At 66.3% G+C, this 11,485-nt stretch carries 15 protein-coding genes, 1 tRNA gene and 1 pseudogene; 9 read left to right on the forward strand and 8 right to left on the reverse strand.

Going from position 1 to position 11,485, the window contains the following annotated elements; translation table 11 throughout:
* From VFL64_RS15640 to VFL64_RS15670, 7 genes are all read left to right on the forward strand, one after another.
* Positions 1–273, forward strand: a 273-nt coding sequence (locus VFL64_RS15640; protein ID WP_489541304.1) for an imidazoleglycerol-phosphate dehydratase, incomplete at its 5' end; no start/stop codon positions are given.
* Position 274: 1 nt separating this feature from the next.
* Positions 275–922: an imidazole glycerol phosphate synthase subunit HisH gene (gene hisH / locus VFL64_RS15645; protein WP_489541305.1), complete on the forward strand. Its 648-nt coding sequence runs from the start codon at positions 275–277 to the stop codon at positions 920–922.
* A gap of 82 nt (positions 923–1,004) precedes the next feature.
* Positions 1,005–1,751, forward strand: a complete 747-nt coding sequence (gene hisA, locus VFL64_RS15650) for a 1-(5-phosphoribosyl)-5-[(5-phosphoribosylamino)methylideneamino]imidazole-4-carboxamide isomerase (protein ID WP_489541306.1) — start codon at positions 1,005–1,007, stop codon at positions 1,749–1,751.
* On the forward strand, positions 1,751–2,512 hold the full coding sequence (hisF, locus tag VFL64_RS15655) for an imidazole glycerol phosphate synthase subunit HisF (protein ID WP_489541307.1): 762 nt from the start codon (positions 1,751–1,753) through the stop codon (positions 2,510–2,512). Before hisA ends, hisF begins: the two co-directional genes overlap by 1 nt.
* A gap of 56 nt (positions 2,513–2,568) precedes the next feature.
* On the forward strand, positions 2,569–3,150 hold the full coding sequence (gene rsmD / locus VFL64_RS15660; RefSeq protein WP_489541308.1) for a 16S rRNA (guanine(966)-N(2))-methyltransferase RsmD: 582 nt from the start codon (positions 2,569–2,571) through the stop codon (positions 3,148–3,150).
* Between the two features lie 41 nt (positions 3,151–3,191).
* Positions 3,192–3,695 carry a pantetheine-phosphate adenylyltransferase gene (gene coaD / locus VFL64_RS15665; protein ID WP_489541309.1) on the forward strand — a complete coding sequence of 168 codons (504 nt, stop codon included), beginning with the start codon at positions 3,192–3,194 and terminating at the stop codon, positions 3,693–3,695.
* 2 nt (positions 3,696–3,697) lie between these two features.
* A complete protein-coding gene (locus VFL64_RS15670) occupies positions 3,698–3,955 on the forward strand; it encodes a YfhL family 4Fe-4S dicluster ferredoxin (protein WP_489541310.1) in 258 nt (85 codons plus the stop codon).
* On the opposite strand, the gene VFL64_RS15675 is transcribed toward VFL64_RS15670, so the two are convergent.
* The 8 genes from VFL64_RS15675 to VFL64_RS15710 all read right to left on the reverse strand — a co-directional run bounded on the left by VFL64_RS15675 (position 3,952) and on the right by VFL64_RS15710 (position 10,231).
* Positions 3,952–4,347 carry a hypothetical protein gene (locus tag VFL64_RS15675; RefSeq protein WP_489541311.1) on the reverse strand — a complete coding sequence of 132 codons (396 nt, stop codon included), beginning with the start codon at positions 4,345–4,347 and terminating at the stop codon, positions 3,952–3,954. The genes VFL64_RS15670 and VFL64_RS15675 overlap by 4 nt on opposite strands.
* Positions 4,344–4,973 carry an aminoacyl-tRNA hydrolase gene (gene pth, locus VFL64_RS15680; protein WP_489541312.1) on the reverse strand — a complete coding sequence of 210 codons (630 nt, stop codon included), beginning with the start codon at positions 4,971–4,973 and terminating at the stop codon, positions 4,344–4,346. Before pth ends, VFL64_RS15675 begins: the two co-directional genes overlap by 4 nt.
* A gap of 112 nt (positions 4,974–5,085) precedes the next feature.
* Positions 5,086–5,730 (reverse strand): 50S ribosomal protein L25/general stress protein Ctc, encoded by a 645-nt coding sequence (locus VFL64_RS15685; RefSeq protein WP_489541313.1) that lies wholly within the window; start codon positions 5,728–5,730, stop codon positions 5,086–5,088.
* A 106-nt stretch (positions 5,731–5,836) separates the two neighbouring features.
* On the reverse strand, positions 5,837–6,799 hold the full coding sequence (locus VFL64_RS15690) for a ribose-phosphate pyrophosphokinase (protein ID WP_489541314.1): 963 nt from the start codon (positions 6,797–6,799) through the stop codon (positions 5,837–5,839).
* Positions 6,800–6,912: 113 nt separating this feature from the next.
* Positions 6,913–6,989 (reverse strand) — tRNA-Gln (locus tag VFL64_RS15695).
* A gap of 38 nt (positions 6,990–7,027) precedes the next feature.
* Positions 7,028–7,918, reverse strand: coding sequence for a 4-(cytidine 5'-diphospho)-2-C-methyl-D-erythritol kinase (gene ispE, locus VFL64_RS15700; protein WP_489541315.1), 891 nt, complete (start codon positions 7,916–7,918; stop codon positions 7,028–7,030).
* A 4-nt stretch (positions 7,919–7,922) separates the two neighbouring features.
* A complete protein-coding gene (locus tag VFL64_RS15705; RefSeq protein WP_489541316.1) occupies positions 7,923–8,459 on the reverse strand; it encodes a lipoprotein insertase outer membrane protein LolB in 537 nt (178 codons plus the stop codon).
* Positions 8,456–10,231, reverse strand: a complete 1,776-nt coding sequence (locus VFL64_RS15710) for a tetratricopeptide repeat protein (protein WP_489541317.1) — start codon at positions 10,229–10,231, stop codon at positions 8,456–8,458. The genes VFL64_RS15705 and VFL64_RS15710 overlap by 4 nt, the downstream gene beginning before the upstream one ends.
* A gap of 72 nt (positions 10,232–10,303) precedes the next feature.
* Here VFL64_RS15710 and mutM point away from each other — a divergent pair, with 72 nt between their 5' ends.
* Positions 10,304–11,119 carry a bifunctional DNA-formamidopyrimidine glycosylase/DNA-(apurinic or apyrimidinic site) lyase gene (gene mutM, locus VFL64_RS15715; RefSeq protein WP_489541318.1) on the forward strand — a complete coding sequence of 272 codons (816 nt, stop codon included), beginning with the start codon at positions 10,304–10,306 and terminating at the stop codon, positions 11,117–11,119.
* A 136-nt stretch (positions 11,120–11,255) separates the two neighbouring features.
* Positions 11,256–11,485, forward strand: a pseudogene (locus VFL64_RS15720) (dynamin family protein); the annotation flags it as partial.

The raw sequence follows: 11,485 nt of genomic DNA on the forward strand, positions 1-11,485 counted from the left end.
GTGATCGACTTCTCCGGCCGGCCCGGCCTGCACATGCGCGTCGATTTCAAGAGCGGCATGATCGGTGCGCTCGACACCCAGCTGGTTTACGAGTTCTTCCAGGGCTTCAGCAACCACGCCGGCGTGACGCTGCACATCGACAACCTGCAGGGCGACAACGCCCACCACCAGTGCGAGACCATCTTCAAGGCCTTTGCGCGCGCGCTGCGCATGGCGCTGGAGATCGACCCGCGGGCCGCTGGCGTCATTCCGTCGACCAAGGGAAGCCTCTGACATGAGCCGCACCGTCGCCGTCGTCGACTACGGCATGGGCAACCTGCGTTCCGTGTCGCAGGCCGTGATGCATGTGGCGCAAGGCAGTGGGGTGCAGGTGATCGTCACCTCCAAGCCCGACGAGGTGTACGCCGCCGAACGCATCGTGCTCCCCGGCCAGGGCGCCATGCCCGACTGCATGCGCGAACTGCACGACTCCGGCCTGCTGGACGCCGTGCTCGACGCCGCCGCCCGCAAGCCGCTGATGGGCGTGTGCGTGGGCATGCAGATGTTGCTCACGCGCAGCGAAGAAGGCCCGACCGACGGGCTGAACCTCATCCCCGGTGAAGTGATTCGTTTCCAGTTGCAAGGCCAGCGGCAGCCCGACGGCAGCCGCTACAAGGTGCCGCAGATGGGCTGGAACCAGGTGATGCAGGCGCGCGCGCACCCGATCTGGGCGGGCGTTCCCGATGGGGCGTACTTCTATTTCGTGCACAGTTTCTATGCCCGGCCGTCCGACCCGCGCCACAGCGTGGGCGAAACGGAGTACGGCACCCGCTTTACCTGTGCGCTGGCACGCGATAACATTTTCGCAACCCAGTTCCACCCAGAGAAAAGCGCCGAGCACGGGCTCGCGCTGTACCGCAACTTCCTTCACTGGAATCCCTGATCCGCTTTTCAGCGTCATCTCGTCTGCGTCGTCTCTCTCGGGCACCCCTCTTTTTCCCCTCCACCCCACCTCTGCCTCGGCCATGCTGCTGATCCCTGCCATTGATCTCAAAGACGGCCAATGCGTGCGCCTCAAGCAAGGCGACATGGCCGACTCCACCACTTTCGGCGAAGACCCCGCGGCCATGGCCCGACGGTGGGTCGATGCCGGCGCCCGGCGCCTGCATTTGGTGGATCTGAACGGTGCGTTTGCCGGCAAGCCGGTCAACGAGCCGGCCATCAAGGCCATCCTGGCCGAGGTGGGCGACGAGATCCCGGTGCAGCTGGGCGGTGGCATTCGCGACCTCGACACCATCGAGCGCTACCTCGACGACGGTCTGAGCTTCGTCATCGTCGGCACGGCGGCGGTCAAGAGCCCGGGCTTCCTGAAGGACGCCTGCAGCGCCTTCGGCGGCCACATCATCGTGGGCCTGGACGCGAAGGACGGCAAGGTGGCCACCGACGGCTGGAGCAAGCTCACCGGCCACGAAGTGATCGACTTGGCCAAGAAGTTCGAGGACTACGGCGTCGAAGGCGTGATCTACACCGACATCGGCCGCGACGGCATGCTCACCGGCATCAACATCGACGCCACCGTCAAGCTCGCGCAGGCGCTGAGCATTCCGGTGATCGCGTCGGGCGGCCTGTCCAACATCGCCGACATCGAGAAGCTCTGCGCCGTGGAAGGCGAGGGCGTCGAGGGCGTGATCTGCGGGCGCGCCATCTACACCGGCGCGCTCGATTTCGCGGCCGCGCAGAAGCGCGCGGACGAACTGAACGGCAACGGCTGATGCTGGCCAAACGCATCATCCCCTGCCTCGACGTTACTGGCGGGCGTGTCGTCAAGGGCGTCAACTTCGTCGAACTGCGCGATGCCGGTGATCCGGTGGAGATTGCCGCCCGCTACAACGACCAAGGTGCCGACGAACTGACCTTCCTCGACATCACTGCCACCAGCGATGGCCGCGACCTGATCCTGCACATGATCGAGGCGGTGGCTTCTCAGGTGTTCATTCCGCTCACCGTGGGTGGCGGCGTGCGTACGGTCGAAGACGTGCGGCGTTTGCTCAATGCGGGCGCTGACAAGGTGAGCTTCAACTCGGCGGCGGTAGCCAACCCGCAGATCATCCGCGACGCGTCGCAGAAGTACGGCGCGCAGTGCATCGTGGTGGCCATTGACGCCAAGGGCCGGGCCGATGGGTCGGGTTGGGACGTGTACACGCATGGTGGGCGCAAGAACACCGGCATCGATGCCGTGGCCTGGGCACGCCAGATGGCCGAGCATGGCGCCGGCGAGATCCTGCTGACCAGCATGGACCGTGACGGCACCAAGATCGGATTCAACCTGCCGCTGACCCGCGCGGTGAGCGACGCGGTCGATGTGCCGGTGATCGCCTCCGGCGGCGTGGGCAACCTGGAGCATCTGGTCGAGGGCATTCAGCAGGGCGGGGCCGACGCGGTGCTGGCGGCGAGCATTTTCCACTACGGTGAACACACGGTCGCCGAAGCCAAGGCGCTGATGGCCAGCCGCGGCATCCCGGTTCGGCAATGACATCTCAGCGGCGGGCCGCTCCCAAGCCGGCCCGCGGCACCCTCAAGGGGCAGCCGATGTCTTCATCGGCAAGGGGCCCACATGAAGTCCGCATCATTGGTGGGCAGTGGAAGCGCAGCAAGTTGCCCGTGGTCGACGCGCCGGGGCTGCGTCCGACGCCTGACCGCGTGCGCGAAACCCTGTTCAACTGGCTCGGGCAAGACCTGGAGGGCTGGCGCTGCCTCGATGCCTTTGCCGGCAGCGGGGCGCTGGGGTTCGAGGCCGCCTCGCGGGGGGCGGCCGACGTCACGCTGCTTGAGCGCGACGGCAAGCTCGCCCATGGCCTGCGTGCCGTGCAGGAGCGGCTCCAGGCCGACACCGTGCGCATCGAAGCGGCCGACGCCCTGGCCTGGATGGCGCGCTGCGCGCCGGAGCGATTCGCCCTCGTGTTCAGCGACCCCCCTTTCGATGCCGACCTGTTCCTGCCCGCCCTGCGGGCCGCGGCGCGCATGGTTGCACCCGGTGGATTCATCTACCTGGAGGCCGACCGTTCATTCGCCGACGAGCCGGCGCTGGCCGAACTGGGGCTGCGCCTGCACCGCGAAGGCCGGGCGGGCACCGTGTATTTCCACCTGATCCAGCGCAGCGAGCCCGGCTAAACTGGCCGCACTCGCCCCGAGCCGACAAGAAGGAAAGCGCCTTGACCTCCGTGACCCGACTCACCGCCGTCTACCCGGGCACCTTCGACCCCATGACGCTGGGCCATCAAGACCTGATGCGCCGGGCGAGCCAGCTGTTCGAGCGTTTGATCCTGGCTGTCGCCACGGGCCACCACAAGCGCACCATGTTCAGCCTGACCGAGCGCCTGGAGATCGCCCAGGAGCTTGCCGCCATCCACCCCAACGTCGAGGTGATCGCCTTCGACGGCCTGCTGAGCGACTTCGTCACCAGCCACGGCGGCAAGGTGGTGGTGCGTGGCCTGCGGGCGGTGAGTGACTTCGAGTACGAGTTCCAGATGGCCGGCATGAACCGCCACCTGATGCCCAAGGTCGAGACCGTGTTCCTCACGCCCAGCGACCAGTTCCAGTTCGTCTCCGGCACCTTCGTGCGCGAGATTGCCACCTTGAAGGGTGATGTCTCCAAGTTCGTGTCACCCTCGGTGCTCAAACGATTGCAGCAGCGTGTGAGCGCTGGGGAGCGATAGACATGGCACTGTGGATCACGGACGACTGCATCAACTGCGATGTCTGTGAGCCTGAGTGCCCGAACCAGGCGATCTCGCTCGGGCCGGTGATCTACGAGATCAACCCGGCCAAGTGCACCGAGTGCGTGGGGCACTTCCCGGAGCCGCAGTGCGTGCAGGTGTGCCCTGTCAACTGCATCCCCGTCGACCCGGCCAACGTGGAGACGCGCGAGATGCTGTGGGAGAAGTACGAGCGCCTGCAGGCGCCAGCCGAGCGTTAGCGCGAGGTCTTGGCGGCGGGTGCCACCGCCATGAAATCGCCCCCATTCTTGGGAGCGCGCGGCTTCTTCTTTCCCTTGGGGGCCTTGGCGGCGTGAGCCATGGGCACTGAAGGAGCCGGGCGTCCATCGATGTGGCTGGCCTTCGGGGCCGGGCGGGCTTCGCGGGCCTGGCGCTCGCGCTGCAAGGTGTCACCCAAGGTTTGGTCATCGCGAATGCGGGCCTGGGCCGCAGCCACTTGGTTGGCATTGCGGTTGTCGCTCACATCCACGGGGCGGCCTTGTTCGCAGGGGGCTTGCGAGTACGCCCTGCCGTCTGGTCCGCAGCGGTAGATCGTCTGGGCCGAGGTGCTGGCACCGACCAACGCAAGGCACAACAGGAGGCAGGCTTTCATGGCTTGGGTCCGCTTGCCAAGCCTTCGGGTCGCGGCGGCTTGGGCCGGGGCGGTTTGGAGTTGATCTTCATCGTGGCGCGCTCCATCTCGCCTGCCAAGATGAGGTCGAGCGCAGGCAAGCTCTTGGCGATGGCGTCATGGATGGCATCACGGTGCTCGGGCTTGGGCTTGCGCAGCACGTAGTCGACCACCTCGGCCTTCACGCCCGGGTGGCCGATGCCGATGCGCAAGCGCCAGTAGTCGGGCGTGCCGAGTTGCGCATGGATGTCGCGCAGGCCGTTGTGGCCTGCATGGCCGCCGCCCTTCTTGAACTTGAGCTGGCCGGGTTGCAGGTCGAGCTCGTCGTGGGCGACCAGGATCTCCTCGGGCGCGATCTTGAAGAAGCGCGCCAGCGCGGCCACCGACTTGCCCGAGAGGTTCATGTAGGTCTGCGGCTCCAGCAGCCACAGCGGGCCAGCCTCACCGGGGCGGTTCACGCGGGCCACCAAGCCGAAGTAGGCGCGCTCCGGCGAGAGCGAGGCCTTGAGTTCGCGTGCCACCGCGTCGATCCACCAGAACCCGGCGTTGTGGTTGGTGGCTTCGTATTCCGGGCCGGGGTTGCCCAGGCCAACAAGCAGTCGAATCATGATGGTGCGGATTATCCGGGCCCAGTTGGAAGGCCGTCCTTCCCGCTGAAGCGGGTTCCAGGCAAAAAAAAGCCCCGCCAAAAGCGGGGCTCCCAGACCTTCTTGCGAAGGTTCACTTCTTGTTCTGCTTCTCGCTCTTCTTCGGCTTCGCAGCGGGGGCAGCGGCCACCACCGGAGCGGCGGGCGCGGCCTCTTCTTCTTCGGCTTGCACCGAGGTCGAAACAATCACGGGGTTCGGCTTGCCCTGCGTCACGACGGTGATGCCGTCGGCCAGCTTCAGGTCGCTCACGTGCAGAGCCTGGCCCTTGGTCAGGTTGCTCAGGTCGACGGTCAGGTATTCAGGCAGGGCCGAGGCCAGGCACTGGATGCGCAGTTCGGTCACCACGTGGTTCACCAGGCACTTGTCGGTCTTGACGGCCGGCGAGTTTTCTTCGTTGATGAAGTGCAGCGGAACCTTCTTCGTGATCTTGGTGGTGGCATCGACGCGTTGGAAGTCGATGTGCAGCACGATCTGGCGGAAGGGGTGCAGCTGGTAGTCACGCAGCAGCACCTGCTCGGTCTTGCCAGCCAGTTCCATCTCGAGGATGGTCGAGTGGAACGCTTCCTTCTTCAGCGCGTGGAAGAGAGCGTTGTGATCGAGCTCGATCATGGCCGGCTTGCCGGCGCCATAAACGATGCCGGGCACCTTGTCGGCGTTGCGCAGGCGGCGGCTCGCTCCGGTCCCCTGCTTGGTGCGCTCGTAAGCGACGAATTTCATAAGTACTCCAATGATGGATGGGAGCCCGCGACCAGGCTTCCCGGTTAAACGGGCCAACGGCCCGCGGCTAAGAAGGGCTCCGCAAGGAACCCGCTCTCGTTCTAGGTCAGAAGTTGTTGTTCTGTTCGGCAAACAGCGAGGTCACCGACTCGCCATCAGAGATGCGGCGGATGGTCTCGGCGAACAGGAAGGCCACCGACAGCTGGCGCACCTTCGAGCACTTCTTGCCATCCTCGCTGAGCGGGATGGTGTTGGTGATCACGACTTCGTCCAGCGCCGAGCCCTTGATGCGCTCGATGGCCGGGCCGGAGAACACGGCATGGGTGCAGTAGGCGTAGACGTTCTTGGCGCCGCGTTCCTTCAGCACTTCGGCCGCCTTCACGAGCGTGCCGGCGGTGTCGATCATGTCGTCCATGATCACGCAGTTGCGTCCGTCGATGTCGCCGATGACGTGCATCACCTCGGACACATTGGCCTTGGGGCGGCGCTTGTCGATGATGGCCAGGTCGCAACCCAACTGCTTGGCCAGCGCGCGGGCGCGCACCACGCCGCCCACGTCGGGCGACACGACCACCAGGTCTTGGTAACGCTTGCTTTGCAGGTCAGACAGCAGCACCGGCGAGGCGTAGATGTTGTCGACTGGGATGTTGAAGAAGCCCTGGATCTGGTCGGCGTGCAGATCCATGGTCAGCAGGCGCTCGACGCCCACGGCTTCGAGCATGTTGGCCACGACCTTGGCGCTGATGGGCACGCGGGTGGAGCGCGGCCGGCGGTCTTGCCGCGCATAGCCGAAGTAGGGGATCACCGCGGTGACGCGGCGGGCCGAAGCGCGCTTGAGCGCGTCGACCATGATGCACAGCTCCATCAGGTTTTCATTCGTCGGCGCGCAGGTGGGCTGGACGATGAAGATGTCGCGGGCGCGGACGTTCTGCTGGATCTCGACGTCAACTTCTCCGTCGGAGAAGCGGCCAACTTTGGCCTTGCCGAGTTCAATGCCGAGGTTGGCAGCCATTTCCTGCGCAAGCGCCGGATTGGCATTCCCGGTAAACAGCACGGTGTTGAAAAGCACGTTCCCTCCGTCGAGGCTCATTGGGCGCATTCCGTGGGCACAGCGCACCCATCAACATCAGCCCCGGCGTGCTCTCGGGACGCAGCCCTCAAGCACCGGGAATCAAGAAACTTTGGCAGGGGAGGAAGGACTCGAACCCTCGCATGTCGGAATCAAAATCCGATGCCTTAACCAACTTGGCGACTCCCCTACACCGGTTTGCCGCTTGCGCGGCCCACCTGAAACTGCTCAACCTGCTGACCAACCCGCGAGCGGATGGATCTCCAGGCTGCGACACATTCTGCCTACCCAGCCCGGCGGAAGATCCGCCGGAAGCGTCGCCATGGGTGGGGCGCCTGTGTCATTGATTCTGCCTGCCCTTGCGAACACCGCACTGCCCGAACCCGTCATGCGGCTGTTGCCGAACCGGGCCTCGAGCAACCGAGCGGCTTGCGCCACTTCAGAACATTGCTGCTCAGCGGGAGGTTGCAGGTCGTTGTGACCAAACCCTTCCACCAGGGCATCAATGCCGGTCTCTGCAAGGAAGCCCGCGACTATAACAGGTTCGGTGTTTCTGGCCAACAGCGGGCTGGCAAAAATGGCACGGGTTTCGATGCCAGACGCTGGCTTCAGCACGGCCAGCCACTGCTTGGGCAGCTGGATGGGTGTGAGTTGTTCGCCGATGCCTTCGACCCACGCGTTGTGCCCACCCAGGAAGAAGGGCACGTCGGCGCCGAGCTTCAGGCCCAGTACCAGCAGGCGCTGCAGTGACCAGTTGAGACCCCACAGGCGATTGAGGGCCAGCAGTGTGCTGGCGGCGTCGGAACTGCCGCCGCCCATGCCGGCGCCCCAGGGCACCTGCTTGTCGATGGAGATGTCGGCGCCGAGGGTGGTACCCGATTCTGTTTGGAGGGCTCGGGCGGCGCGCAGGCACAGGTCGTCGGCGGGGAGTTGGGCGCCGAGGTCGTGGCGCGCGATGGCGCCGTCGCTGCGGCGCTCGAAGTGCAGGGTGTCGGCCCAGTCGATGAGCACGAAGGCCGATTGCAGCAGGTGGTAGCCGTCGGCGCGCCGGCCCACCACATGCAGGAAGAGGTTGAGCTTGGCCGGGGCGGCCACGTCGTAGAGGGCGGTGAGTGCCATGGGATCAGGGGGCGTCGATGCGGGCGCGCACGGTCACGGTCGGCGGTTGGGCGCGCTGGGCTGAGATCCAGCCTTCGTCGAATCGCGTCAGGTCGACCGACCAGCCCAGCTGCTGGAAGCCGTGGCCGGCCGGCGCCACATTGGCCTGACTCGGCGCACCGGGCCAGGGGCGGCCGCGCAGCCAGTCGAACAGCGCAGCCACCGGCAGCCGCTCGCCCAGCATCTCCTGTGTGAGGGCGTCGAGATCCGGGTAGGCGGTTTCGCCTTGCGGAGTGGTCAACCAGGCCTGCCGGCCCGACCAGCGCGCCTGCGCCAGGACTGTGCCCAGCGGCGACGAGAGGTTGAGCTGGCCCTTCTCGGGAGAGCCCTTCAACTCGAAGTTGCCGCTTTCGCTGCGCGCCGGGCCGGCCGCGCTGGCGTCGACGCGCACCGAGAGCTTGCCGGAGAGGGTCTCAGCACCCTCCGGTGCGCGCTCGCCGACTGAGGCGCAGCCCGCCAGCAGGCTGGTGGCCAGCAGCAGGCCGGCTGCTCCGCGGATCACAGATCGACACGCAGGCGTGCCAGCGTTTCCTTCAGCACGTCGTTGCTGTCGTCCTTGTTGCGCACGTCGCGCAGGATGCGACGGGCTTCCTCTTGCTGGCCGCTCATCCACAGGACTTCGCCCAGGTGTGCGCCAATCTCCACATCGGGCCGTGCCTTGTAGGCCTGCTGCAGCAGGCGCAGCGCTTCTTCGCGGTTGCCCATGCGGTACTCGACCCAGCCCATGCTGTCGGTGATGAAGGGCTCGCCGGGTGCCAGCTCCAGGGCTTTCTTGATCAGCTCGCGCGCCTCGGGCAGGCGCACGTTGCGCTCGGCCAGCGAGTAGCCCAGCGCGTTGTAGGCGTGGTGGTGGTCGGGCTTGAGCTCGATCACGCGGCGCAGGAGCTTCTCCATCTCGTCCAGCCGGTTGAGTTTCTCGGCCATCATCGACTGCTCGTACAGCAGGTCGGCGTCATCGGGGAACTTCTGGTTGGCGCTGGCCAGCACGACATTCGCCTCGCCCCATTGCTTCATGTCGCGCAGCAGCTGCGCCTCGGCGAGCAGCTTGGCGCGGGCATCTTCAGGTGACTTTTCGGGGGCGCGGCGGATCAGCTCGCGGCCTTCCTTGAGCTTGCCCTGCTTGGCCAGCAGCGAGGCGCGGCGTGCCTGCACGTCGAGTGCGCGCTGCGGGTTGGTCACCTTGGCGAGCCAGGCTTCGGCGCCGACGTAGTCGCGCTGCTGCTCGGCGGCTTGCGACAGCAGCAGATAGGCCTGCGTCGTGCTCTGGTCGGGCGTGGACGGATCGTTGTCGTCGTCTTCCTCGGCGGGCGCGTGCGTGATGGTGCCGGCCTGCACGCGCTGCAGGTAGTCGTTGAGCACCGTGGTGGCTTCGCGCGGGTGCTTCAGCTCCAGGTGCAGCGCGCCCAGCGTGAGCCAGGCGGCGGCCGGTGCGTTCTCGGTGCGCACCACCGCTTCGAGCTGCGGCACGGCGTCGGCGTAGCGCTGGCCGGCGCTCAGCACGCGGGCGTACACCATGCGGATGGGCGTGCCGCCGGGCTTGGCCTTCAGGTAGGCGGTGACGATGGATTCGGCCGCGGGTGTCGAGGCCATCAGTTCGAGCGCCAGCAGGGCGGGGGCGTCGGCCGCCGGGTCCGGCGCGTGGGCGCTCTTGGCCAGCTCGAACGCCTTGGGCGCGTCGTTGGCCGCGAGCCAGGCACGGCCCAGCGCGACCTGCGCCACCGAGCGCGTCTCGGGTGCTGCCAGCGAAGGTTCGAGGATCTTCTCCAGCTGTTTGGCCGTTTGAACCTTGTCGGTGTTGCGCTCGTAGAGCCGTGGCAGCGACGAGATCACGGCGGCGCGATCTGCCGCCGGCGTGAGCTTGAGCAGTGTGCGCACCGGCTCGGTCGTCTCGGCCTGGCGATTCAATGCCACCAGGATCTGCAACTGGAAGCGCACCGCCTCCAGCGACTCGGGCAAGGCGGTGCGCCAGGCCTGCGTGGCGGCCAGTGCCTGTTCGCCGGCACGCTGCTGCAAGGCGACTTCGGTGGCACGGCGGAACAGGGCTTCGTCGCGCGTCTTGCGGGCCGCATCCAGCAACACCTGGTAGGCCATGCCGGGCTGGCCCGAACGCAACTCCATCTCGCCAATCAGCACCTGATAGAACAGCGGCGCATCGAGTTTGGAGTTGGCCACCTGCACGGGCGGCTCGTCTTGCGCCAGCACGCCCCCATGCGTCAAGACCAGCGCGCAGGCCACGGCGATGGCGGCGCGCGAGAACGGAAAAAGGGATCGCATGGGACGGCTCCTGGGACTGCGGAAGATTCTAGTCAGCTGCTGCGACTCCACATCGCCACGATAATTCCCTTCATGCCAGAACTTCCAGAAGTCGAGGTCACGCGCCAGAGCTTTGCGCAGCGCATTGCCGGGGCCCGCGTGACCGGGGTGAGGCTGGGCAAACCGCTGCGCTGGCCGCTGGGCTGCGAACCCGAGAGCCTGGTCACCCAGACCGTGGGCGATGCCCTGCGCCGCGGCAAGTACCTGTGGCTGCCCTTGTCCCGCGGTGGCCTGCTGATGCACCTGGGCATGTCGGGTTCGCTGGCGTTTCGTGAAGACAGCGCACCACAAGGCAGCCACGATCACTTCGACCTCGTCACCACGCGCGGCACCTTGCGCCTGACCGACCCGCGCCGCTTCGGTGCCGTGGTGTGGTCGCCCAGCACCACCGAAGGCATGGCCAGCAAGCTGCTCGCAGGTCTGGGTGTGGAGCCCTTCGATGCGGCCTTCAACGGCGGCTACCTCCACGCCGCGCTGCAGCGCCGTCGCGTGGCGGTGAAGCTCGCGCTGCTGTCGGGCGACATCGTGGTCGGCGCCGGCAACATCTACGCCTGCGAGGCGCTCTTCGCCGCGGGCATCGACCCACGCACCCGCAGCGACAAGATCAGCCGCCCGCGCGCTGAACGTTTGGCGGTGGCGGTGCGCGAAACCCTGGCCCGCGCGCTCGCACTGGGCGGCTCGACGCTGCGCGACTTCCGCGATGCCCATGGCATGGCTGGTGAGTTCCAACTCGAGGCGAAGGTGTACGGCCGCGAGGGACAGCCCTGTCACACATGCGGCACGCCCATCCGGCGAATCATCCAGGGGCAGCGCTCCACGTTCTATTGCCCCAGCTGCCAGAAACGGTAAAACAAGGCACTGAAAAAGGCCAAAAAGCGCACACCTGGGAAACCACTCAGGTGACCAGATGTTTCTGCTGGCCTGCAGCAAACGGACCTTGGGCTACCATGCCTGACGCTTATTTTTGCTGGGCCGCGACACCTCCATGGCTTCTTCTTTTGCAAGCAGTCTTGACGAACTTTCCCAGTGGCGCACAACGCTCGGGCAGCGTCTTGACGAGTACAGCCGCTTCCTCGCCGAGCAAGATGTTGCAGACCCCGCTGCCCACGAATCGCTCGACACCCTGCGTCGCCGTTTGTCCGGCGAGAAGCTCATCGTCGCTTTCGTGGCGGAGTTCTCGCGCGGCAAGTCCGAGCTGATCAACGCGATCTTCTT

The sequence above is a fragment of the Rhizobacter sp. genome, from assembly GCF_035702065.1.
Classification (GTDB): Bacteria; Pseudomonadota; Gammaproteobacteria; order Burkholderiales; family Burkholderiaceae_C; genus Rhizobacter.